Raw genomic sequence first — 24,976 nt, forward strand, 5'->3', positions numbered from 1 at the left:
CCATTTCATCTATTATCCCGGCTACTATTCCCAAGTGGTCTAAATTTACGATATTTATCCCCGATAATGGCTGGTTCATGATTTTTAGAGTTGCTTTACTGCAGAAATCTATTCTACACTAAAAACTCCCAAACGATTGCACGGCAATCGTTTGGGAGTTTTGTGTTTCCGAATTTATCTTCCTTTCCTTCTGCTTGAATATCTGCGGAATGTGGGTTACTACTCAAACAAATACCGTAGACGGAGTACATTTGGCGTTGGTTGATATAGAGGGCATGGGGTCAATTATCTGGAACAATATAGTGAATCTGTGCAAGACTAAACGCAAGTTAGCTCGTGATAAACTTCGCTTTACTCAACAGGGTATAGGGGCAGAAATTCTGAGTCAGTCTAGTTCTTAGACATCTTTGTTCCCTTCCCCAAATAAGTTGATTAATTGAAAGAATGAATTTCTTAAAAAAATTCGTCAATTTAACTTTCTTATGTTTCCGATTATGGGAACAAAAAGTGACCATAAAGCCCGAAAAATTAGGCAGGAATAAATTTTTAGGGCTGGGATTTTTCAAGCATTTCCAGTGCAGCGAGTCAGATGGGCGGAATGTGCGCTAAAGAGCGCACAAAAACTGTCGCAGTTGGACACCGATCGCCTCCAGAGAAAAATGAGTTTCCACCCGAATGCGAGCGCGCTTGCCCAACTCCCGCCCCCACGCCCGATCGTCCAAAAGCCGCCCGATCGCCCCTGCCAAAGCTGTTGCATCCTCACGGGGCACAACAATCCCGCCATCAGCTTCGCCCCCCTCGAAAATATCCGGCACTCCAGGTGCGTCAGCAGCCACAACGGGCAACCCGCAAGCCATCGCCTCCAGCGGTGCCACCGGAAACCCCTCATGCCGAGAAGGCAAAGTATAAACGTCAGCCGCCGAGAGGTACTGCCGCATCAAAGCGCGATCGCGCACGTATTCATTAATCCAGAGAATACCCGAAAGCTGCATCTGAGCGAGCTGCTGGCTCAATTCCTGGGCGTCGCTACCAGTCCCCACTAGCAACAGTCGCAAATCTCGGTCTGGGCGATCGCTGCATACCCGCTGCCAAGCTTCCAGCAAAATATCTAACCCCTTGCGGCGGATGTCAATCCGCCCGTGACAGGCGACGATTTCAGCATTACTGGGAAAACCCAGCAGTTGTCGAGCTTCCCCGCGCTCCATTGGCTGCCACAGCTCCAAATCCAGGGGGTTAAAAATGCGAGTAATCTTGGCATGAGGCACGCCATAGCGAGTTTGCACGCGCTCCACCTCGGTTTGGGAAGCAATAATTAAACCGGCGCTCGCTTTAAGGGCGATCGGGCGGGACAAGCCTTCCCAAGGACTAACCTGAAAATCGCCCCCCTGAAACGTGGCAAAAACAGGCAGCCCCATTTGCCACCCCAACCAAGTGCAAGCGTCGAAGCGCGGATACTCGTATTCTTGACAGAGAATCGCTTGGCAGTTTTCCCGTCGCAGTTCGCCCGCTAGCAACCCCAACGGTGTCGCCAGGTAAGGAGCCACGCTTTTCACCCCTGTCAACACCAGGCGGCGGATGCCTCGAACCTCTCCAAACATATCCTGAACTGTCCACCCTTGAGGGTTGAGCATCTGACGGCGGACAGCTTGGTAGAGTTGAGGTGCCGGTAGGGCGCAGATTGTTGCTCCTGTGTCTTTGTGGGTGTAGCGCACGGGTTCCGTTACGCTAGCAGAAATGCAGAATAACACTGTCCGCACGCCCACCCGTCGCAGCGCTTCAATGTAGCCAAACATCCAGCCGCCCGTCATTTCGTTGCAGAAAGCTTCAAAGGAAACCCCGATGGTATCTAAAAAATCTTCGATTAAATCGCCCCAGTGCAGGAGAGCGATCGTGACTTCTGGTGTTCTACTCATTGTTTACTGTTTTTCTAATTTTATTGACTAACGAATTCTAATCTCCTGACTGAGGTTGTTTGCGTTCGTAAAATCCTACCACCTCAGCTAAAGTGTAAAGCGGTCTTCGTCTTAGCAAATAAATCGGCACAGCCTGAGAAATTAAGGAAAATAGCGAGATCAAAACGATACTATTTTTAACATTTAACAGAATTTTTTCTCACCAATAATTGTCAACACCATACCTAGGAAATAATTACCAATTATCACTACTTTATAATTCAATGGAATTAGTCTGGCAGAAACCGTTGGTATGGAGCCAATTTAATTTATATTTATGTTCTAAATATTGTTTGACTTCAGGATCACAACTGACCACTATATCACCCTGCCTAAAACTATGCTTTGCCGGCAATACATTGATTTCATTGTTGTTAAAATGATTGTATTTTTTTGTATAAAATAGCAGATGAGCATTATATTCATCATTGTTAGCTACATAAAACTTTTTCAGTGTTGGTTGCTCTTGTTGCAGTTGCTTAAAGTACGAGCCGTACATTAGTTGTGGGTCATTTTTTTTGCTCCAATCATAGATCATGCCCTGATGCCTGTAAATTTTTAAGTACAACATATCAAGATAGGGCAATGAGAATAACCCAATTATCATTAAAGCTAAAAAAGCTATCTTTAAATTCTTATTGCTAATGCTATAGTAATTAGCGAGACTCTGCAAAAACTCGGCCACTCCTAAACCAATCAGTAAAGACATCATCGGATATAAAGGTGCATCATACCAAGGCAATTTCGTTTGAGCGCTAGAAATGATTAGCAAATAACAGATTATTTGTAAAGAAACAAATAAGCTAAGTTCTTTTAATTTTGCTTTAGTACTCATTTGAGTCAGAATAAAGCAAGCAGGCAAAAAATAAACCCAAGGAATAAATTTTGAGTTAAAAAGACCTTTGAGATAAAAAATAAATTCGCCTTTGTGGTTTTCCAATGATGATAAATATCGCCCTGTAACTTCAATTTGTAAAACAGTTTTAATGTAACCCGGATTAGAATAATTCCTCAATATATAATAACTAGACACTGCAAGTATAAAAAATGTAGCTGCTAAATAAGTTTCTCGCGCAAATAAAATTTTTCTAAGTTTTCTTCGCCAAGCCGTATAAATTAAAATCCCCGGTAAGAACATCAATCCAGCGATACTTTTAGTTAAAACTGCTAGGACTAAGGCAATAGTTGTTAGAACCAAATATAGATAGCGCTTTTTAGGTATATCACTATGCAAATAGCTAAAGTAGGATAGTGAATAAATGACTATCCAAAGCACAAGCAGAGCATCGTAATCTCCTGTTCTGCCAACGTGCTCTCCTACAAATCCAATACTGGTGATTAAAACTAGAGCGCTGACCAGACCAATTTTAATATTTTGAAAATAGCTATTGCAGAATTTTAATAAAATGAAAGTCGTAGCTATCCCAGATATTGCCGAAGGAAATCGCACGGCAAATTCGTTCACACCAAATATTTTCATGGAAGCTACAATCAACCAGATTAACAGGGGTGGTTTGGTATTCCACATATCGGGTTTTCCATCAAAATGAGTCACTAAAAAATTACTATTAATGAGCATTTCGAGGGAATTTACAGCTAATCTCGATTCATCCCACATCCGAATTGTAGGCAAATGGAGACGAAACAAAAAGACACCATAGCTCAGGATAAACAAGATAACAATAGTGATTGATTGTTGATGCTCCAACAGCCAACAAATAAGGGAGGAAAGATGTTTGTTGAACCTTGCCTTAAGCTTAGTATTCATCAAGTTCATAAATTTTATAAATTTTATTGTTGTTGCTTGATTGTTGAAGCATGGATAATTAATTAGGCTGGCTTTTGCCAAGCGTATGCAGTTTCCGTCCCCAATGATTCAGGTTTATGCAGCCAATAACTCACCCAGGTTAAAGGACTCAGTGCAGTACAAAAAAATAGGCGCTTGAGAGGAGATAAACGGGAGAAAGCAACATCATGACAAATTACCGTCAATGGATTAATAAAAGTCGCAGAGCTTTGGCAAGGAAAACCAATTAATGCGGTCAGTTCATCGAGCGTATATCCACGCCGGACATGACCCCATTCTGCCATCACCTCCGCTTCCGGTGGGCAAAGTGGTTTCATAAATCCATAGTAGGGAAACCGCCAATTTTCATTGGGAGTGCTCACTAATAAAAATCCCTTGGGTTTGAGCACTCGCAGCGCTTCTGATATTGCTTTTTGATGGTCGGGAACGTGCTCGATCACGTCAAACATCGTTACTATATCAAATGATTCATTTTCAAAGGGTAAATTCGTGGCATCACCGCAGATAAAGCGGACTTTTTCTTGTTGGTTACAAGGGGCATTTGCATATTTAGGATCGAGGTCAATGTTGGTAATCTGTGATTGCGGATAGAGTAAAGCGGTCAAGCCGCCTTGACCGCCTCCGACTTCTAATACTTCTTTACAGGGAACGTCAGGGGCAATTCGGTAAATTGCTCGCATCTTTTCCCGATAAAAGAATCCTTGAGTCAAACCATGAGGAAACGGGTTGCGGGATAAAAAACGACCCAAATTTTCTTTATTTCCTATTGTCTCTGACTGATGAATTGCTACCATTGTTTTTTTCCTATAACTCCAAAAATTACTAATTTTTCTGAGTCTAATTTTTGTTACTCTGATTCTGGATATAAAATTGTACTCCAGCCAAACAGCCTAACACCTCAGAAAAGAGAGTTTTATTGACCCCTCTAAACCCTGTTAACACTCCTATGATGAATCGCTTGACATAATATCTAGGCAAAGCGATGAAAACGCGACGCAAGTTGCCCCAGTGTTTGTACCTTTCAAACTGCACAAAAAGCGCTGCGATATGTCCGCGCATATAGTGATACATTTGGTGTTTTAAGCTATCCAAATCGCCTCGGTGGTAGTGGTAAACGACCGCTGTTGGTTCATAGCGACAAAACCCGCCTTCGGCAAGCACTCTATACCACATTTCTGAGTCTTCACTACACCCAGAAGCGCCTGCTCCCAACCGTTCGTCAAAGTATCCAATTTTATCAAAAAGTTCGCGCCGAAACGCCATATTTGCCCCTGCACCAATGCGCCAAACGGGGACCGCTAAGGGCTTCATTTCATCAAAAAATTGAGTATCAAAGGTTGTAGGGCGGTATCCCCATCCGAAGCCAGTATGACCTTTTTGGAAGATCAATTGGGCTTCATTTTCGAGTTCTGCAGGTAGAATAAGTCCGGTCATGGCGATGACGCGATCGCCCTGGAAACTTTGGGCAATTCTGGCAATCCAATCAGGATGAACAATCACATCATCATCAGTAAAAGCAATTATATTTCCTGTACTGTGATCGATGCCAGTATTGCGGGCCACGCTCAAACCAGGGCGAGGTTCTAAGACATATTTAACCTCTGGTATTTTGGCAACTAATTGCTGCGTAGCGTCTGAACTGGGAGCATTATCAACAACAATAATTTCGTGGGGAAGATGGGATAACTTTTGGAAGGATTGCAAACATCGCTCTAATTGTTCTGGTCGATTTCGAGTACATATCACAACAGAAACAGTTTCACTATTTAAGTGTGAAAAGTGTTGCTCAAGCTTCGCAAGGGGTTGTTCCAAAGCCATTAGAGCTTGGAACTCAGGGGGGCGATCGCGCGCCGGATTCTTGGAAATAACTGGCAAAGCTGCTTTAAAACCTTGCTCTAACAAATGGCTACCGATGGTAGGAGTAATTGCTTGTACCGCTAAATTAGTCAATTCTGTTGCTGACATTGGCAACTGAGCGGCTAAAATCTCCTGTTGACCAAGGGGTATATTATGCCACCAAAACACCGTGTAAATGCCCCCATAACCAGGCATTAAAGGCAAGTCAGGAATGGATTTACTTAGCTCTACGTTAATAACTTTCCAGGGGTTGCTCACAGAAATTACCTCAAAGTAGCAATAGATTTATCGGGTGGCTAAGCGACTAATTTGGCCCGACCCAATAACTCTCGGCGTTCCTCCGGGTTCATGCGGATCATCCGGTTAATTCCCGCCCACTTACCCCGCACAAAACTTTTGTTAATCTCCACTTCCGCCGGATTCATTCGCCCCAAAGCCGCTCTTAAAGATTGAAATACGATATTTTGGGAAGCTTTCACCCCATCCCCCATAAATTTCAACAACCAATCTTGATAAGAACCCGACCAGAGAAGAGAATCGCCCAAAACTTGAGAGGTTCCTAAACCGTAGTTAATATCTATCAAGTATTTTTGAGTGGTACGCCTAGCCGGAATAAAGTGTTTTAACTGGCAATCAGGAGTGTACCACAGGTCGTATCCCGCTCCATAAATCCGTAAAGCTATTTCTACATCTCCCCCAGATATGAGCTTGGTGCCGATGCGATCGTGAAGCAGGGGTTTATCAATCCAACCCGTATGAGCGAGGGCTCCTCTATTCAACACTAATCCTGCTCCCACGAGACAAGATTTTTTTTGGGGTTCTGTGCCGTGTTCTTGTTGTGCGAAGGAGTAACCATAATTCAATACATATTTAGGCGGTGGAGTTTCCCAATCTAAAATCACTCGACCACCAAAAGCGCCGCAGTCAGGATGAGTGGCAGCAAATTTAACAGCTTGATCCACCCAATCTTCTGCCAGGAAGCAATCGTCATCTACGAAAGCAATCCAATCAGCCGTTGTATTTTGAACCCCGTAGTGGCGGGCATAGGTTAATCCTTGCTTTGTTTCTGAGCCTGTAGAAAGATAGGGAATTGTTCCCGACACTCGATGTTTTTCGACAACTTCCTGCGTGTTATCCGTGCAGTTATTATCGACAACTAACACCTTCCACTCTAACTCAGGCGAGACTTGCTGTTGGGCAAGGGCCGATAGAGCTTTGTTTAGAAGAGGAGCATTGTTATAAGTACAGATGACGATATCAATGGGCGGAAGCTTATTCATATTTAATTGTCGTTTCCTGCATTGAACGAGAAATAGATTTCTGAAACCAATCTCCTTTTTTTAGGCAAATTGCCGCCGAATCTGCTCGATACGTTTTAAAGAACGCGGGTACTCGCCAAAAAGCCCTACGATACCACCCCACATTTCAGCTAAAATCATCGTTGGGGGCAAAGGATGACAGCCCCTAATACTCTTTTGCAATTCATCTAACTGATAGCCAATCCACCAAGCGATCAGCCGGATTAGCTGTGATCTCTTGGCAGGATCTGTCTGATAGGATTTTACCACAAAAGCCATAAAACCTAACCCCCAAGTCCAATACTGGCGACGCAGTTTTTCATATTCCCGGCGGTGTTGGTGAAACACCAGATAGCGAGGTTCATAGACGAGGGGATAGCCAGCGCGAACGACTCGATAAAAAATATCTAAATCGCCACCGCCAGGGAGGGGCGCACCTGTATCGAGTGCATCATCAAATCCCCCTATTTTCAGTAAAACATCGCGGCGAAACGCCATATTGCAGCCCGCTCCAAATATGCCTGCACCACAGGGGTATAACGGATTGTAAGGCAAGATTTTGCCATAACGAATTTTCTCAAATCCGCGCCGAAAACCGCCCCGACTTTCAAATAAAATTTGGGCTTCAGTGGCTAACTCATAAGGTAGCACTAACCCTGTAAAACCTCCCGCATCGGGATTTTCTGCCCAAGCTTCCCTCAATCCTTTTAGCCATTGGCGATCGGGCGTGACATCATCATCGAGAAAAGCTAATATCTCCCCAGTTGCTTCCTGCAAGGCGCGATTGCGAGCGAAGTCTAAACCGGGTTTTGGTTCCCGGGCATAGCGAACTCCTGGTAGAGAGTCTACCAATTCTTTTGTTTTTTCATTAGAAGGTGCATTGTCAATGACTAACACTTCAAAGTTAAGGTTTTCACCTAAAATAGGTGTTTGCAACTTGAGTAAATGTTGCAGGCACCGCGCCAGGTTTTCCGGTCTGTCTTTCGTACAAATTGCCACTGTCAGCGAGGGAAATAGATCGCCATTTTCGGCAGGATTTAACTCTTCTATAATCGCTTCCTGAAGTAACTTAGCGCCGACTTTCCCCTCGATCATTTTAGCTAAATCTTCAGGAGAAAGGACGCTCTTTGGAGGAAGAGGCTGCATGATCAAACCAACCGCTTTATCTTTTCGCCGCACCACTAAGGCAATTCCTGTATCTTCCTCAGAAATTGTCAGAGTGGGAAGGGGCTGTGTCACTTCAATGTCAATAATCGGATAAGGCATAAGTGATTCACCAAATTTCTATTAGTTGTGTAAGTTGCGGTGTTGCAGGTGATAAAGCTTCGCAAACAAGCCATCGAGTTTTAGCAAATACTGGAGGTTCCCTTGTTCGATCGCCCTGCCATTTTCCATCACAATAATTTTATCGGCATTTTCAATCGTCGATAAGCGATGAGCAATGACAATGACGGTGCGGTTCTGGCTGAGCGTGTTGAGGGCCTCCTGAATCAAGTTTTCAGCAATACTATCGAGAGCATTCGTTGCTTCATCCAGAATTAGAATATCGGGGTCGCGGACAATCGCGCGAGCGAGGGCAATACGCTGCCTTTGTCCGCCAGAAAGGCGAACGCCACGATCGCCGACTTTTGTGTCATACCCCTCCGGCAGTTGGCTGATGAAACCGTGAGCATTGGCAAGTTTTGCAGCATCAAAAATTTCTGCGTCTGTTGCTTCCAAGCGTCCGTAGGCGATATTATCCTTCACCGTCCCGCTAAAGATATGAACCTCTTGGCTGACTATCGCAATTCCCTTTCGCCAGTCGGTTAAATTCAGTTCTTGTAAGGGGCTGTTGTCAATATAAATTTCTCCTGAAGTTGGCTCGTAAAAGCGACACAGTAGGCTGATAATGCTGGATTTACCCGCACCCGATGGTCCCACTAAAGCAGTAGTTTGGCCGCGTTTAAACTCGAGGGAGACATCCTCTATTGCAGGCTGATCTTCAGGATTGTAAGTTAAGGAAACTGACTCAAAATATATCGCCTGCTTTAACTTGTCAAAGGGAACATTACCAGAGCGGATGTAAGGTTTATCAGCAGTCTCTAAAAAAGACATCACCAGTTCTGCTGAACTGGCGGTAGATATTAAACCTAGCCTCGCTACATCTAGTTGTTGTACCTGGGGTTGCAAGCGGTAGAGTATGAATAAAAAAGTCAGCAGCGTTGGCATAGCTGACTGGTTTTGCAAAAGGGCGATCGCCAAAATTCCTAGCAGGAGGAGTGCGGAAAAAACTTCATAGAGCGGATTGATGAGCCCTCCCAGCATATCGAGTTGCAAAAAGGTGTTTCGCACCTGCTGGGAAGCGCGATCGAAGCGCTCTTGCTCGTAAGGTTCCCGTCCAAAGGAGCGGATGGCTCTCATCCCCCCTAATCCCTCCCACATTCGGACAGCGAGCTGAGAATTGGCGTCTACAGCTTGCTGTGCCAGATGTTTGACTCGGCGGGTCACAAACTGGATGAACTGTGAGATGAGGAAGAGCGCTATAGTGATAATTAAGGTGAGTTGCCAAGAGATGAGCAGTAACAGCGTCGCCAGGACAGTAATCGTACAAGCACACGTAATCAAGTTAACAAACAAACTCAAAGCTTTGCTAGTCTGCCAACTCTCTGTCGCCAAAATATTCATAATCTTTCCCGATTCGCTGCGCTCTAAGAAAGAGTAGCTCACGGTTAAAGTTTGGTTGAAAATTTTGCAACGCAATCGGTGGCTAATCCGTGAGTTTAACCATGCAAAAAGTATAGAATTACTATAGACAATCAGGTTTTTAATCAGGATGCTAACTAAAATACACAAGGGGATGATTAAGACGCGGTAGCCAGCAGGGACAGCAGCGAATATCTTGTTCAGAGAATCAATGAAAGAATTGCCAGTTATAACCTGAGCTTGCTCTTGCTGTAAAGTTTGCAAAAATGGAATGAATAAGCTAATCCCAAAGCCGTCGGAAAGGGAAGCAAGCATACCCAAGGAAATCATTGCCGGGATTGCCCAAGGGTATATCTTGAGGAGGGGAAGCAGAGTTTTAATAGCCTGAATTTCTTTTTTCATAAGACAACTCTGCCTGTGCCGATGGAGTGGCGCTAATGTTCACTTGAGGGAGCGTGTCAATATCTGCTTGATTTCGCTTGACAATGCGGGAAATTGAGCGGTGAAAAATGTTCCCAATCGTTACCATGGATTCGATATTTTTGCGCCGACTCTCAACCAGCAGCTCTCGGCTGCTCAGTTTACAGTCAGAGGATGGCCGGTCTTTTGAACTCAGAGGGGTCTCCAGAGCAGCTTGAGGTTTCCAAAAATGGGATAATAGGTTTAAAAGGCTCTTCCCCAATACTCTGTAAAAACCATAACGGGACAAAGGTGAGATGCACTCAGCTTTTAAAGCTTGGAATAACCAAAATAGCGCGGTGCGATCGCTGCCATTTCGACTACTTTGGTGTGCTAAATACATCAAAAAATTACTGGCAGACAATCGGTGTAGGAACTCTGGAATTTCAGGATGCCGTTGCTTTACATCTTGCAGCATTAAGGCGTGGGACTTCGCCATCGCCACATAATTGCTAGACATACTGCTGTAAACTTTGCGGTATCCAATTAGAAATTCCGGCACGACTCCGAATTGATAGTATTCTGCCAGTCGGAGGTACAAGTCCCAATCTTCACAGCCTTGAGCACTCTTCTCTATATAGCTAGTGTCGTAAAAGCCCACCTTATCTAAAGCAGAACGCCGGATCATCGAAGCGCTAGCATTGCCTAAAAAGTTGTGGCAAATTAAGGTTTCATAAACTTCACCTTCAATCGTAAAAGCGCGGATTCCCCCGGTTAAAAATCCCTTTTCATCAATATCTAATGACCAAGAATAGACAACTCCTAGCGATGGCTCTCCCTCCATCATACATTGAACTTGTTTTTCTATGTTTTCAGGATACCAAATATCATCGGCATCAATGGGGGCAATATATTCTCCTCTCGACTTCTGAATTGCTAAGTTTCGAGCAGCAGCGACCCCAGCATTTTGCTGTTTCAAAAGCTGAACGCGAGAATCTTTTTTGCTGATTTTTTCGACAATTTCCGCGGTTCGATCCTGGGAACCGTCATCGACTACTAAAACTTCAATTTCTGGATAAGTTTGAGCGAGAACCGATTTCAGAGTTTCTTCAATAAATTGCTCAGCGTTGTATGCAGGGATAATGACTGAGACGAGAGGCAAAGAGGGGGATTTGGGAGAATCTGGCAGCATAAGGTTTTAACAAGGTTTTCCAATATTTTTGTTGCTTTTTAAATTGGCGGATATACCTTATACTTCTCGCCGTCAGGACTTAGACATTTGGTGGAAGAGACAGCCAAGATTCCGCTAAGAATAATCATACTGCCTTCTCAGTTGAAAGTCAATGGTACATAGCACGTTTAAATAAGTTGTGCAAATCAAGACAATGCTGATAGACTAAAACAAAAAGTCATATTCTTAGAGGTAAAGAGATGTCAATTTATAAATTCCAAGAGAGCAAATAAAAGTTACCGAAGTGACAAAAATTTGTTTCTAACCATAAGTGTTAACTGTTACCATTTTACCCACAGATAAAGTAATTCTATAAATGTGTTAAATTTTAGTAAAAAAATGCTTTAGTTAATCTTTATATTGGGTAATCTATCCGTTTTTACTATTTGTAATTATTTTAATTAATTTACGAAATAATTATAATCGTACACAATATTTATGTTGTGAATACCTAAAAAAGATGTGAGTACAATACTTCGGACGGTTTTTGAGCGGGAACCGTATAAGCTGAGGCGCATCTAAATTTGACAATCAAATTCGAGCAAATTCTTGTGGGGTGGGCGTCCCGCCTGCCCAAAAATACAATTTAGATGCGTAACAGCTTAATAAGGGTTTCGAGGCTCAAAGGCCAGTTCGCTACTAAAGGAAAATCGGGGGTTTCAGACTACGAACTAAAAACTGTCTGGACTATTGTGAGTAGAGTTGGGCAAAGAAACAGACTGAAGTGAAAATATTTAAATTTTAACATAAAATATTAAACCAAGAACGAAGCCATCCATAGTATTGGGCGATGTGGAAAATCACACATATTTTCTATGAACCAAATCAAAATCTTCCGTTTGTTGCAACTTAGAAAAAAAAATTAATCAAGTTATTAATTTTTTATTTCTAGTTCCACCCCATCCCAATCAATTTTTAACCCTCTATCGCTGCATACCTTATGTAAAATTTTATTGTTCAAAATTTCTAAAAAGCAAGAGTTATAAAACTTCTTCATTTCTGACTAAACTTAACTAGAATAAAAGATGGTTTAAATGTAAGTTATTATCCTAAAGGAAAAAATCTAATTTTCTGTTGGGGTACAATATGCAATAAGCGTGCTGTTATTCATTATATCTGACAATTAATCAATAACTTGCACAGTTAAACCCCAGAAGCATTTATCCAAGGTAAACTATTGCTCTATTAGTCACCTTATTTATTTTTAATTTCTTATCTTTTTTACCACGCAGCGGGCATTCAAAAGCTATTAATTGCAGCAGGGTTTTTAGTTTATCAGGCGGTAATTGCTGCAATATTTTTTCGGGATATTTTTTTGTGAGGAATACAATTTAATTAATGAACAGCAAAGAGCGCAAAGAGAGAAGTAAGAGTTAGTAGGTACGTCGGCTTTGATCCGTCAATTATTGATAGAATAATTCGCTGCTGACGCATTCTACAACTCAATAACAGGCTCACCTGCCTGTTCCACAAAGAGTGAGTTTTCTTGTGGGGTTGGCAGGATAACCCGCGCGTAAAAGGCTGATTGAGGATGGTGTAATATCTCAGATATTAGCAAGGTGCGCGGTGCGTACCCACAGATTAAATAAATCCGTGTTCGGCTAAGAATTCGGGTGTAATTGTTCCCAAACTGTTGATTGTGGGGGTTTCTTCCCAAGGTTCGGGATGGGATTTTGAGCCGCTGCGGAGAAATTTGGCGACATATTTACCCAGAATATCTGCTTCTAAATTAACTAAACTTCCTGGTTGCAAATAGCTGAGGTTTGTCTCACCAAAACTGTGGGGAATGACAGCAACTTCAAACCAATTGCCGTCAGCATCGCAATCTGCCACGGTTAAGCTGATGCCGTTGACGGCGATACTGCCCTTGGAAACGATGTAAGGTGCGATTTGACGTTGCCATCCCGAATTTGCTGTTGGTGGGGCAGTAAACCGCATCTCCCAAGCGTTGGCGGTTTGGGTGGATGTTGCTAAAGTGCCGATCGCATCTACGTGCCCCGTCACAAAATGTCCCCCCAATTTGCTACCGGCGCGCAGGGAGGTTTCTAGGTTCACCAAAGCATCGGGGAATGATCCCAGAGTTGTGCGGCGGAGGGTTTCTGGGGAAGCGACGGCGACAAAACCTTGCGGCAGAACTTCCACTACCGTTAAACAGACTCCATCCACGGCTACGCTGTCCCCAATGGCTAAATCTTGTAAAATCTGGTAGGAGTTGTTTGATGTGCAGGAAATTTGGAAATAATCGTTGCCTAGCGACTTCAGCTTTCCGAGAGATTGAATTAGTCCTGTAAACATAAGTATTTTTCCGTAGTCGATCGCTTATTTACATCAAACCATAGGGACAAACCAGAGACAGGAGGTTTTGCCGTCCCCTTGTCCCCTGGAGTCAATCTAAAATCTCAAATCGACAGTCCCAGATCTGTTGCAGATTCAGGCGAAGATCAAGTCATACTGGATTTAGGTGATCTTTATGTCCAAGTTCTCTACTGCCTTACAGTTTCTTAATTCTATGAGGCCGATCGAATGATTGAAATGAAAGTCGCTGGAATTGCCTTAGATGCAGCCACGCGCAGTCCTATTGTCCTATTGAGAGACGCTACTGAGCGACGGGCTTTGCCTATTTATATCGGTCAGGAGCAAGCAAAGGCTATTATTAGCGCGATCGAAGGTCACAAGCCTCCTCGACCCTTAACTCACGATCTGATGGTCAATTTCTTAGAGGCATGGAGTCTTACCTTGGAGCGTATAGTTATTCACTCGCTGCAAGATAACACGTTTTATGCCGTGCTGATCGTCCGTCAGGGAGAAGTTAAAAAAGAGATCGATGCCCGACCTAGCGACGCGATCGCCCTAGCCCTGCGAACGAACTGCCCTATCTGGGTGATGGAAGAAGTCGTCGCCGATGCTTCGATACCGGTCGATCGAGATGCTGATGAGGCCGAACGCCGGGCCTTCCGGGAATTTATCTCAAACCTCCGTCCAGAGGATTTGATCAAGAGAAGCGGCTTCAGCCCCGGCGAAACTTCCTAATCTTTATGCGCTATCGACGCTTTGGCAAAACGGAGTTGCACCTGTCGGTATTTTCCTTGGGAACCATGCGCTATTTGGCTTCTGAGGAAACTGCCTGTCAGACTGTACAACAGGCGGTGTCTCAGGGAATCAATCACCTGGAAACTGCGGCTGGTTACGGTTGCAGCGAGGAATATCTTGGCGCGGCCCTTTCGGCTGGTTTGTCTGTCGATCGATCGCGCCTCCACGTCACTACAAAAATTTCCCCAACCGAGGATGCAGCAGCCATGGAACGCTGCATCGACGCATCCCTCAAACGCCTGAATTTAGACTATATCGATTGTCTGGCAATTCACGGTTTGAATACTTGGGAACATTTGGCTTGGGTGCGAGATCCCACAGGCTGCATGGAAGCTGTACGCAAAGCCCTGGCTGACGGTCGCATCCGGCACGTCGGCTTTTCGACTCACGGGCCTCTGGATCTGATTTTGGCTGCAATAAATACAGACTTGTTTGAATTTGTCAATCTGCATTATTACTATTTTTTTCAGCGCAACGCCCCGGCAATTGAACTCGCCAAGCACAAAGATATGGGCGTTTTCATAATTTCCCCAGCCGATAAAGGAGGGCAACTCTACACGCCTCCGGAAACTCTCGCACAATTGTGTTCGCCTTTCTCGCCTTTAGAGTTGAACTATCGATTTTTACTGAGCGATACTAGGATTGGGACTCTGAGTGTGGGCCCTGCAAATGCGACAGAATTAGAGCAACCTCTGAAATATTGCGATCGCGACTTTCCCCTCACGCACGCCGAAATCGCTGCGTTCGATCGGCTAGAATCGGCTATTGCAGCCACTTTGAAAACCGACAAATGCAGCCAGTGCTATGCCTGTTTGCCTTGCCCGGAAAACATCAACATTCCCGAAGTATTGCGACTCCGCAATCTCGCCGTGGGGTGTGACATGACTGACTTTGGCAAATACCGCTACGCCATGTTTGAAAATGCCGGACACTGGTTTCCCGGCAGCAAAGGCAACCGCTGCACCGATTGTGGCGAATGTTTGCCCCAGTGTCCCGAAGAGTTAGACATCCCAACTTTGCTCAAAGATACTCACCAGCGACTCGGGGGCAAAGCAGGCAGGCGGTTGTGGGATTGAAAAAAAGGTGAAGCAGGGAAAAGGCGATCGAGCGTATCTAAGTGTTGCAATAATTACGTTAAACTTTGGTTTAAGTGAATTTACGATAGAGTCGATCGAAAAACTACTTAGCTTGCGGACTGTCGGCAGGCATTGGTGTCCACTTAACGTCTTATGTTGTACCAATCTACTGTTTGAGTTCACAGTCTTCCCGATCCCCCCTAACCCCCCAGGGACAAGAGCGTCAAAGTCTCCCTTCTTAAGGGGGATTTACGGGGAGCGAGACTCGGCTATAAACGAGAGATACAAATGGTTTTAGTCTGAAGTTGACACCCATGTCCCCTGTCTGCTCGCAACAAACTTTAAATAGGAGCCGACAGTATATGGAAAAACAACTAAATAAGACAATCTGATTGAACACCGAGAAATTGATTTATTTAAAAATATCCCAGTCATTTTCTTGCTTTATTGCCCCCGGCGAGAGCTAACAATTTTATGATGAGTGACTAAGCGAACTCGATATAAAATATAAAATCGTTCGACTGAGCGCTCACGCCGAAGTCTAAAATCTCAAATCTAAAATCTCAAATTGATTCCCTTTCCGATTAATTGATGGCCTGTCATCTAAAACCGATCCCGTATTTACTACTATGGCTCATACTCAGTTAAACGACAGCCAGCCAAATTGTCTGCAGCAAACTAAAGTGGCGACTTCCGAAAGAAGATTGAAAGCAGCTTTCAAGCCGTGTACCTACAACTTATCTGTTACCAGAAAACAGCTAATCGGACTGCTGACTTTACAAACAATCTTGCCCGTCGGACTAACGGCAGCAGCACTTTGGCTAACATCGGCAGTTGGAAGCAATCAACTGCAAAATCAAGCTAAATCCGAACTGAGCCTTAGTGAAATTAACTACAATCTCCAACTCGATCGCGCCGCCGACCGTTTGCAAAACTCCTCTGACAGCAAAACGATCGCCCAAACAGCCTTAGCTTACAACAGCCGTAGTAAGATATCAGATTTGCAAAAATCTGTCAAGCAAATTCTAGAAAATCAAGTCAAAACAGGGGAAATAGACAGCGCGGCTTTAGTGGGAAAAAACAGGCAGATTGTGGTTAGCGTCAACTCCAACCAGAAAGGAAAAAGTTTTAACCTGCAAAAAATAGTCGATCGAGCATTTGGTACAAAAAACCCAATTACGGCTACCGAAATCATTGCCAAATCAGAAGTTCAGGAACAATTGGGACCTTTGCCTGCCGGAAAGGGCGATCGCCCTGTTCTCGTCCGCTACGCAGCAATTCCCGTAAAAAATCCAAAAACTCAGACAGTGATTGCTGCCTTAGTATTAGGAAAAATTATCAGCAAAACGTCGGTAGTTGCTAGCAGCAAAACCCTCAATTTACAGGGCGGGGGATATCAGGCTATATACGCACCGCTGGCTGACGGCAAATTTGTTTTGGCAAGTTCACAAGCAGTTACAAAAAACCAATCGTTACCTGACTTGCTGGCAGAACAATCGCTGCTGAAATCTGCACTCGCTGGTGGCGGCAAACCAGTCGCCGGAAACCTACAAACAGGCAGTCAAACTTATGCAGTAGCTGCCAAATCCCTTGGCAATTTAGCGGGAAAACCCGCAGCAATTTTAGTGCGGGGCATCCCCAAAACCACGATCGCAACTGGGTGGGGCAATAACTGGCTGCTGGCACTGTCTGCGGCTGCCCTTGTCCCCTTCGCCTTGGGAGTTGCAGTCACCCGCCGGATTGCCAAACCCGCTAACTCAGATTTATCAACAGCAGAGGGGAATTGGGCATCTAACTCCAGCGCCGAACCGCCGCAGCGATCCCGGAATTTGGATCTAATTTATGACAATTTAAATTTCGGCGGATTTCCCGATTTATTTCCCAAACAATCGAGTTTAAACGGTAAATTAGCAGTCGATTTTCAATATAAAAAATTGGCGGGCGCTCGCTCGATCGCAAATCCCCACATCCCGCTGGCTTTCCAACCCCTAGAATTGCCCGAAAACTCCGTCTCAAATCATTCGCGGCAGGTAAATACAGAACTAGAAAAAAGCGCGATCGCCTTAAATCTAGTCCAGGAAGCTTGGCAAGACTTAAATCGCCTCAACTTGGAATTGCAGCCAGAAATACTCGATCGCCAAAACACTCAAAAAGCCCTGCGAAAGAGCGAAGCACTGCTGCAAGCGATTTTAGACAACTCAACAGCAGTGATTTACATCAAAGACATTGACGGAAAATACCTGCTCACCAACCGCCATTTTGACAATTTGTTCGACATCGCAAAAGAGCAAATAACAGGTAAAACCGACGGCGATATTTTTCCCCAAGACAAAGCAGCAGCCTTGCGAGAAAATGACCTGAAAGTTCTCGAATCCTCCTCCCCCCTAACCCTCGAAGAAATCATCCCTCAAGACGACGGCCCACACACTTATATTTCTCTGAAATTTCCCCTCTGCAACTCCGAAGGTAAAGCTTATGCAGTCGGTACAATTTCTACAGATGTGAGCGATCGCAAACTTGCCGAACTCACCCTAGAAAAAGCCAAAGCAGAACTAGAAATAGAAGTCGAACAGCGCACTCTATTCCTCAAACAAGCCAACGAACTCTTGCGGTTTGAACTCGCCGCCAGAGTCCGCGGCGCAATCACAGTCAGACAAATGACGGCTCAGGTAGCCCGACACGCCAGAACAGTTGACGGCATTCTCGGCGCTTCTCTTGACCTAATTTTTCTAGTAGATCGATCGGGAAAATACACTTATGTCAGCCGCACCGCCGCTCAAGCTGCTGGCATGAACCCCAGAGAAATGATTGGCAAAACCTGGCAGGAATTAGGCTGGTCGCCAACAATTATGCAGCGGGTTCACCAAGAATGCGACGGCATATTTGTCACAGCCGAACCCGTGAAAGGCGAAGTAATTGTCCCCACCGCAAGCTGGGGAACCCGCGACTACGAGTACATTCTCAGCCCGGTTTGTGCGACAGACGGCAGCGTCGAAGCGGTGGTGGCGACACTGCGGGATATCACTGAACGCAAAGACGCTGAGGAAGCATGGCAGTTGGCTAAAGAAGCCGCAGAACTCGCCAACCGCGCCAAGAGTGCTTTTCTGGCAAACATGAGCCACGAGTTACGCACTCCCCTCAACGCGATTATCGGCTACAGCGATATGCTGGTGGAAGATGCCGAAGAGTTAGGCAACTTAGAGCTAGTCTCGGATCTAGACAAAATTCGCACTGCTGGCAAACACTTGCTCCACCTAATTGACGACATTCTTGACATTTCCAAAATTGAAGCTGACAAGATGGAGATTTACCTCGAAAGCTTCGATGTTGGAGGCTTAATCGAGGAGGTGGTAACAACTATCAAACCGCTAATGGATAAAAACGGCAATACTTTGCAAGTATTGAGTTCCGACAATATCGGCGCGATGCACGGCGATTTGATGAAAGTGCGGCAGGTAATGCTGAATTTGCTCAGCAATGCTGCTAAATTTTCTGCTAATGGGACGATCGTGCTTACTGTCGAAAGAATTACCAGCGAAGAATTAAAAAATAAATATCAACCGAGAGTTGCTCAAATGTTAATTTTGGATGCAGATTTTTTAATTTTCCGAGTGACGGACACGGGCATCGGCATGACACAAGAACAGCAAGAGCGACTGTTCCAACCTTTTACTCAAGCTGACAATTCAACTACTCGCAAGTATGGCGGTACTGGTTTGGGACTGACTATCAGCCAGCGTTTTTGTCAGATGATGGGCGGCGATATTGAAGTTACTAGCGAGTTAGATTGCGGTTCTACTTTTACTGCTTGTCTGCCTGCTTCATTGTTTAGGCGATCGGAATTTTAATAATTTTGCAGAAATAAAAGCAAGAAGAGTCGGCGGTTGAAACCGCTACTATACAAACAATATCCGCCTCTGCGGACTGAAGAATAATAAAATTAACTTCCAGGCTGGAGCCTGGGAACCTAAATCTAGAGGCTCTGCCTCGCTTGGAAACATGGAGGCAGAGCCTCCGGATCTGCGTTACTAGGCTCCAGCCTAGTAACGAGTAATTTAAAATTATCTGCGTTTATCCGTGTTTATCTGCCTTAAATCTGCGGTTTCTGTATCAATGAATGATTTATGCAATCTTGTCTAATAATATGATGAATTACCACAAAATGCGCCACGAAAATCAAGTTTATCGCCGCAAACACGGCATTTTGACAAAAAGTTTATTTTTGTTCTCTATCGCCTGTTATGCGTGCATCGGAGCCTTGCTGTGGGGACAATCTGCGGCTTTTTCCCAGCAGCCAGTCTGCCCGACTGGCAACGCTGCTAATTTCCCGTCGCCCCCGCTTTCGCAAACCGAAAAAAGCGTGCCGAGTCTGTGGTTAGCTCAAAAACTCTATGGCGGCAAATTGCTCGATCGCTGGTTTGTCGATCCCGGCAATAGTTGGGTAATTCTCATAGTCAATCGCCAACTTTGGAGTTTGCTCGATTATATGGAACGCTATCAGTTTGTTAACCGCTTTGGCACTGTCGCCAACGATTATGGTTACAATGTGCGAGTTTGCAACCGTCAAGGCACTGCTTTGGCAGTTTATTCGTGCAAGGGCGATCGGCTTAACTGTCGGATTGATTTAGAATCTCTCTCAAATCCCGGTATTCGAGGAAGGGTGAAAGGATTTTAGTAGGGTGCGTCAGCCGCGAGTAATTTTCTGGATAATTGATAAATCAAGAGCTGACGCACTCTACATTTTAAGTTCTCACTACTTGCCTAGTTTCTTGCCAGAGCGATCGATATTGGGCAATACCAGCATCCCCAAAAGGCAGCAGAAAGTCGCTAGCAGCAAGAATCTTAGCATCCGGCAACAACACAGGATTAGTGCGAACAGCTTCCGGCAAATCTTCGGGCTTCATGCCGACAATTATCGGCGAACTAGCCTTAGCCAGCAAAGATAATTGAGGAGCAACCCGAGGTTGTAAGCAAAAATCAATCCATTTTTCCACTAAAGAAACTGGATTCCCTGATGCTGGTTGTACCCACAAATCTGTCCAAAGTGCAGTTCCCGAAACTGGAATTACTAAAGCAATATCCTTTTGAGTTTGCAGCAGGGGCAGCAAGTCCCCAGAGGAACCTACGGCCAACCAAGTATCGCCTAAAATTAATGGTTGCAGGTAAGCGTCAGAACTATAAAGTTTAACTTGTTGGTGCAGATTTGCAAGTTCTTTTTTAAGATTTGGGACTTGATCTAATTGCTGCGTATTGTAAGATTTTCCGAGTTTTTTTAATGTTAAACCGATAACTTCTCTGGCACTGTCCGGCAGAGAAATTCGATCGCGCAATTCAGATCGCCACAAGTCTTTCCAATCTGTCGGAGTCCACCCCAAAGCCTTAAATTTGTCGGTTCGATAGGCAATTACCGTACTTCCCCAGCGGTAAGGTGCAGCCCACACTTTACCTTGAGGATCTAATTTACCCTCATCGTTGCGTCTGACGAGTTTTTGCCATCTTTCTGGCAATTGTGGCCAATTAGCAAACTTAGCAGGATCGATCGGCTGAATCAATTTTTGCCTAATTGCCAAACTCAGCCAGTAATCTCCCAACATCACCAAGTTAGCTTGATTTTTTGATTCGGGAACCCGTTTCCACTCCTGCAACATGGCGAATAATTCTTTTAATTGTGGTTCTTGCGTTACCTGTAAAAGCGGAGACGGTTGTACATCGCGCCTAAATTTGCTTACCAGTTGGGCCGGAATACCGTTTTTGAGCGATCGAATTTTGAGAATCGGCTTCGAGTCGCACCCTGCCGCCAATTGACTTAAAGTTAGGGTGGCGGCCCCCAATAGCAAAGACCTTCGTTTCACCTGTCAATCCGCTTTTCTAAATATTGACCCATCGTTTTGTGTTCTACAGCCCGGGAAATAATTGTTTGTCGAGTCCGGTAGTTGGCGCCGATTTGTCTTATTTCTTTGTCAAACACAGAGCCATTGTACTCGGTTCTGCTGCGCTCTGAGTCTGTTTGACTCTTGCCCTGATTCTACCTTCTAACTTGTCGATCGAGCTTTCCGATGCCGAAAAGTCCGTCAACTTAACGCCTAATTTGTCTGCGAAAAGTTCCTTTGAGCCAGTTTTGCTCGCCAGCCGGGTCGATCGACTGCATCTGTGTTACATTTTTTAATATAACGAAACAACGAGAGCGCTGCCCTCTGCCGCTGGATGACGCTTTTTACACAACCGAAGTAAAAAATTCTTTTTAAATCGGCGACAGCTTAATAACTAAAAAAACTAAACATCAATTTATCTAAATCCTGAAAGCACGCGCGAGAGCGAAGTCAATCTAATAGGACGCTCTGCGATCCGACTCTCAGAAACCCGACGTTTTAACTCTGATTGAAGGTTTGAACGAAGTATGGGGGTTAACCAACCCGGTTCCTGTGTCCCAGACTGTGTAAAACCTAGAATCTAAAATCTACAATCGACTCACGAATGGCGAGCGATTATCTTCAAGCTGGCTCCCTAAATCTACCGTCAGGACTGGGAACACAACAATTACGTCAAAAATTAAATAATTTAGTGATAAATCCAAGTTATGTAAAGATTTACCTAAAATGTAAAGATATAAGTTACGAGCCAAAGGATGATTGTATGGAAGCGCTCCGCCAGCAAGTTACAGTATTGAGCCAACAAGTCGAGGCCCTCTACAAACTCATAGAAAACCTCAATGAAAAGCTCTTGGAGTCGGCCAAGGAGACGAAGCTGACCCAGCAACAGAGAAACGATCGCTCTGGAACCCTAGGAAATGACCAAACCTCGTCCTATCAAAGCTACAGCAGTCTCGACGGCCTCCTCGAACACAAGGACATACTGTTAGATGACAGCTACTTCGACAAGAATTCTCAAAGCCTGGAAAAAGAGCTGAGCGCAGAGATTCAAATCCAGCGATTAACTGCTCAGCTAACAGCAGCTTACAATCGAATTGCCGCCTTGGAAGAACAGTTGCTCTCCAAAAGAATGCACTCACAACATCTAGGCGGGCCTAATTAAATATTGCTAGCGGGGCTCGGGTAGTAATTCAAAAAAAATACAAGTTGCATTGATTTATGCTCGTCTACTTATAGATTCATTGCATAGAGTTTTTTATCTCCCGCAATTAGCAGGGGGAATACTGCATCAAAGCCAGATATTGTGTAGGAAATTCTGTAAATCTGAGAGCAGAAAGACTACAGAAAGTTATATAATTATTCAGCCAAAACGAAGCTGGGTGAGCAGGAAAACCATGTTCGCAGCTCGATCGCCGCATCTGAATTTTTAATGTTTAATTCCTAACATTCCTGGGTGAACAGAAAACTCAAAACCCGGTTTGCGAGTGTATTCGTCGCTGCAAAACCCCAATATTTTCAGTAAAAACCTGGTTTTTTTCCTCCAGGACTCTCTAATGTTTAATTTCACAGCGCGAGGCTAAAGCTTCAACAGCTTGAAGGAGTTGAGGAGGAGTCCAATTTGCAGTCAGACCACTGGCGATCGCACAAGCTCCCGCACCGACACCTTCTTTAACATAGCCGCGATCGTAAGCTTGCAGTTGCCCGTAGCGAGATCCAGCAAAACTTAGCTGCGCGGCCAACAGAGGCACACCGCCGATCTCATTAGCAAGTCCTACAGTGTCTCCTGTAGGGTCTTCGGCCACCCAGCGCGTAGTCCCCACCGCAACTTGTTCGGGACTCCATAGCAGAGCATATTCACGGGCTAAGGCTTGCATCAAAGCGTACACTGCCAGCATTTGCGTGCCCCCGGCTAGAAGCACCCCGCAAGTCCGACTCGCGGCGATCGCCATTGCCGCCACCGCTATTTGCATCGGATCGCCCACCGCCGCTACCAATTCCAGTGGAGTGCTGTTTTGTCCGCCAATTTCCCACTCAGCATTATTGAGTCCCGCTGTCACCGCAGCCAATTTTTGAGCGTGATTGCAGCGAGGATGAGAACTATTAACTTTGCCCGCCGCTGCAATACCCAAACCCATTAACACGCCCAAAGCAGTAGTCGTTCCCCCAACCACGCACTCTCCTAAAATTAAATAGCTGTCATTAGTTTGAGCGGCCAATTTAGCTCCCCAAATTAATCCTTGTTCGAGCAAATGTTTGACTGTTTCGAGTTCTAAAGCATTCCCAGAAATCAGACACTTTGCCGGAGTGCCGCCCAAATCAATTGCAGGTACGGGAGGTGGGAGGGGCAAACCAGCATTAAATAGGTAAAGGGGAAGTTCCAAAGCTTCGACTACAGCGCGAGATATCAATACCGGCGAGGCACCCGCTTCTAGGGGCGGCAAAGGATATTGGGGCGACGGTTGGGGGCCGTTATACAAAAATTCTGCATCGGCTAAACAAGTAAATTGTCGATCGTGCGGAGTTGCTCCTGCTGCTGAAATCCCCGGAATTAAGCCAGTAGCGGTAAATCCTAACACGCAGGTAAATATCGGTTTTCGTCCCCGATAGCGATCGAGCCACCGCTGCCCCTGTTCTATTTCTGTATAAATACCAATCATAGTTAGTCATTAGTCATCAGTTATTAGTTATTAGTCAACAGTCAACAGTCAACAGTCAACAGTCAACAGTCAACAGTCAACAGTCAACAGTCAACAGTCAACAACTCCCAATAACTACTCTTCATAATCGATCAAAACTTGAACCCAGCTTGGCGGCCGCGGGATTGGATTTCCCAACCGATCTAATAGCAGCAAAGCTACTAAATGCACTACAAATAAATAGACAATATTGTTAACCAAAATCATCCCGGCGGCGATCGCCCCAATTGTGTTCAAAGTCGGTACATTAAGCCAGCCCAACTTCACAAACACCCATTCCACCATCTCTGTTACCTGGGCCGTTACGTAAACCCATAGATCTTGACCCACCAACGCTGACAGTAGCCAAAACCGAAAAAAGAAGCCTACAGTACCAATGAGAGCGCCCACACTAATAGAGAGTGACCAACTCGCTTTGCGCCTCCAAAGTCCTCCCAGCGCAACTCCCATAACTCCAAAAGGCATCACATATAAAATGCTCCGCGTCGGGCCCATCAGTACCGACAGCAGCAAACCCGATACCAAAGCTGCCATCCAAGCGGCTCGGTTGCCCCAGCGCAAGTAAACGAGGGCGATGGGTATCGGAAAAAAAACCCGCAGCAAAGGCCCCAACGGAAAGTAATAATTTACCAGCCAAATTAAGCTAGCGGTACTTGCCAAAAAAGCCGTTTCTACGAGCCTTAAAGGCGCTTCCCCAGAGGCGCGCTTTTCCGGATCTGGATTGGTGCGATCGCCAGCCATTGCTGAAATATCGGCGGTGGGTGGCTCGTTATTTGTATTGGGTGAACTACCCGAATTAGACGCAGCATCTGCTGACAAAAAATCACTCATCCGATTTTAGATTTTAGATTTTAGATTTTAGATTTTACGGGATCTGCGCCCGATACGGCTGATTCCCGATTTTAGATTTTAGATTTTAGATTTTAGATTTTACGGGATCTGCGCCCGATACGGCTGATTCCCGGTTTCAGTGTTTGGATGCCTCGCCGCCAAATTTAATATTGTTCGCAGAAACCGG

18 protein-coding genes and 1 pseudogene are annotated in these 24,976 nt (G+C 45.0%); 6 read left to right on the forward strand and 13 right to left on the reverse strand.

The genetic code is table 11. The features are described from left to right. Positions 1 to 605 precede the first annotated feature (605 nt). The 9 genes from NDI35_RS17545 to ribE form a co-directional block, all read right to left on the reverse strand. The gene (locus NDI35_RS17545) at positions 606 to 1,913 is read right to left on the reverse strand and encodes a glycosyltransferase family 4 protein (protein WP_445313856.1); all 1,308 of its coding nucleotides are present in this window, start codon (positions 1,911 to 1,913) and stop codon (positions 606 to 608) included. Between the two features lie 253 nt (positions 1,914 to 2,166). Further along, complete coding sequence (locus NDI35_RS17550; protein ID WP_445313857.1) at positions 2,167 to 3,729, reverse strand: ArnT family glycosyltransferase; 1,563 nt, start codon at positions 3,727 to 3,729, stop codon at positions 2,167 to 2,169. Between the two features lie 53 nt (positions 3,730 to 3,782). Next, entirely contained in the window at positions 3,783 to 4,553 is a 771-nt protein-coding gene (locus NDI35_RS17555; RefSeq protein ID WP_445313858.1) for a class I SAM-dependent methyltransferase, read from the reverse strand. Between the two features lie 43 nt (positions 4,554 to 4,596). Then, positions 4,597 to 5,874: a glycosyltransferase family 2 protein gene (locus NDI35_RS17560; RefSeq protein WP_445313859.1), complete on the reverse strand. Its 1,278-nt coding sequence runs from the start codon at positions 5,872 to 5,874 to the stop codon at positions 4,597 to 4,599. Positions 5,875 to 5,912: 38 nt separating this feature from the next. Then, complete coding sequence (locus tag NDI35_RS17565; RefSeq protein WP_445313860.1) at positions 5,913 to 6,896, reverse strand: glycosyltransferase; 984 nt, start codon at positions 6,894 to 6,896, stop codon at positions 5,913 to 5,915. 60 nt (positions 6,897 to 6,956) lie between these two features. Continuing rightward, the gene (locus tag NDI35_RS17570) at positions 6,957 to 8,180 is read right to left on the reverse strand and encodes a glycosyltransferase family 2 protein (RefSeq protein ID WP_445313861.1); all 1,224 of its coding nucleotides are present in this window, start codon (positions 8,178 to 8,180) and stop codon (positions 6,957 to 6,959) included. Between the two features lie 21 nt (positions 8,181 to 8,201). Then, a complete protein-coding gene (locus NDI35_RS17575) occupies positions 8,202 to 9,998 on the reverse strand; it encodes an ABC transporter ATP-binding protein (protein WP_445313862.1) in 1,797 nt (598 codons plus the stop codon). Then, positions 9,973 to 11,187, reverse strand: coding sequence for a glycosyltransferase family 2 protein (locus NDI35_RS17580; protein ID WP_445313863.1), 1,215 nt, complete (start codon positions 11,185 to 11,187; stop codon positions 9,973 to 9,975). The genes NDI35_RS17575 and NDI35_RS17580 overlap by 26 nt, the downstream gene beginning before the upstream one ends. Positions 11,188 to 12,807: 1,620 nt before the next feature. Continuing rightward, positions 12,808 to 13,521 carry a riboflavin synthase gene (gene ribE, locus NDI35_RS17585; protein WP_333150934.1) on the reverse strand — a complete coding sequence of 238 codons (714 nt, stop codon included), beginning with the start codon at positions 13,519 to 13,521 and terminating at the stop codon, positions 12,808 to 12,810. A gap of 228 nt (positions 13,522 to 13,749) precedes the next feature. On the opposite strand from ribE, the gene NDI35_RS17590 reads away from it, so the two are divergent. The 4 genes from NDI35_RS17590 (at position 13,750) to NDI35_RS17605 (ending at position 20,067) form a co-directional block, all read left to right on the forward strand. Next, positions 13,750 to 14,256 (forward strand): bifunctional nuclease family protein, encoded by a 507-nt coding sequence (locus NDI35_RS17590; RefSeq protein WP_006635481.1) that lies wholly within the window; start codon positions 13,750 to 13,752, stop codon positions 14,254 to 14,256. Between the two features lie 5 nt (positions 14,257 to 14,261). Then, positions 14,262 to 15,392: an aldo/keto reductase gene (locus NDI35_RS17595; RefSeq protein WP_445313864.1), complete on the forward strand. Its 1,131-nt coding sequence runs from the start codon at positions 14,262 to 14,264 to the stop codon at positions 15,390 to 15,392. Positions 15,393 to 16,021: 629 nt separating this feature from the next. After that, positions 16,022 to 19,240, forward strand: a complete 3,219-nt coding sequence (locus tag NDI35_RS17600) for a PAS domain-containing sensor histidine kinase (protein WP_445313865.1) — start codon at positions 16,022 to 16,024, stop codon at positions 19,238 to 19,240. A 299-nt stretch (positions 19,241 to 19,539) separates the two neighbouring features. Next, positions 19,540 to 20,067, forward strand: a complete 528-nt coding sequence (locus tag NDI35_RS17605; RefSeq protein WP_445313866.1) for a hypothetical protein — start codon at positions 19,540 to 19,542, stop codon at positions 20,065 to 20,067. 67 nt (positions 20,068 to 20,134) lie between these two features. On the opposite strand, the gene NDI35_RS17610 is transcribed toward NDI35_RS17605, so the two are convergent. Together NDI35_RS17610 and NDI35_RS17615 are read right to left on the reverse strand one after the other, a co-directional pair. Next, positions 20,135 to 21,244, reverse strand: a complete 1,110-nt coding sequence (locus tag NDI35_RS17610; RefSeq protein ID WP_445313867.1) for an extracellular solute-binding protein — start codon at positions 21,242 to 21,244, stop codon at positions 20,135 to 20,137. Next, a pseudogene (locus NDI35_RS17615) lies at positions 21,241 to 21,369 on the reverse strand (phycobiliprotein lyase); the annotation flags it as partial. The gene NDI35_RS17610 and the pseudogene NDI35_RS17615, both read right to left, overlap by 4 nt. A gap of 30 nt (positions 21,370 to 21,399) precedes the next feature. Here NDI35_RS17615 and NDI35_RS17620 point away from each other — a divergent pair. Continuing rightward, positions 21,400 to 21,558 (forward strand): hypothetical protein, encoded by a 159-nt coding sequence (locus NDI35_RS17620; RefSeq protein WP_445313868.1) that lies wholly within the window; start codon positions 21,400 to 21,402, stop codon positions 21,556 to 21,558. Positions 21,559 to 22,025: 467 nt separating this feature from the next. Continuing rightward, complete coding sequence (locus NDI35_RS17625; protein WP_445313869.1) at positions 22,026 to 22,424, forward strand: hypothetical protein; 399 nt, start codon at positions 22,026 to 22,028, stop codon at positions 22,422 to 22,424. Positions 22,425 to 22,812: 388 nt separating this feature from the next. Here the strand turns inward: NDI35_RS17625 and cobT are convergent, their stop codons facing one another. Beyond that, on the reverse strand, positions 22,813 to 23,919 hold the full coding sequence (gene cobT / locus NDI35_RS17630) for a nicotinate mononucleotide-dependent phosphoribosyltransferase CobT (protein ID WP_445313870.1): 1,107 nt from the start codon (positions 23,917 to 23,919) through the stop codon (positions 22,813 to 22,815). Between the two features lie 114 nt (positions 23,920 to 24,033). Continuing rightward, a complete protein-coding gene (locus tag NDI35_RS17635; RefSeq protein WP_445313871.1) occupies positions 24,034 to 24,789 on the reverse strand; it encodes a DUF2232 domain-containing protein in 756 nt (251 codons plus the stop codon). Between the last annotated feature and the right edge of the window lie 187 nt (positions 24,790 to 24,976).

The organism is Microcoleus vaginatus FACHB-2002 (assembly GCF_040004035.1).
GTDB lineage: Bacteria > Cyanobacteriota > Cyanobacteriia > Cyanobacteriales > Microcoleaceae > Microcoleus > Microcoleus vaginatus_C.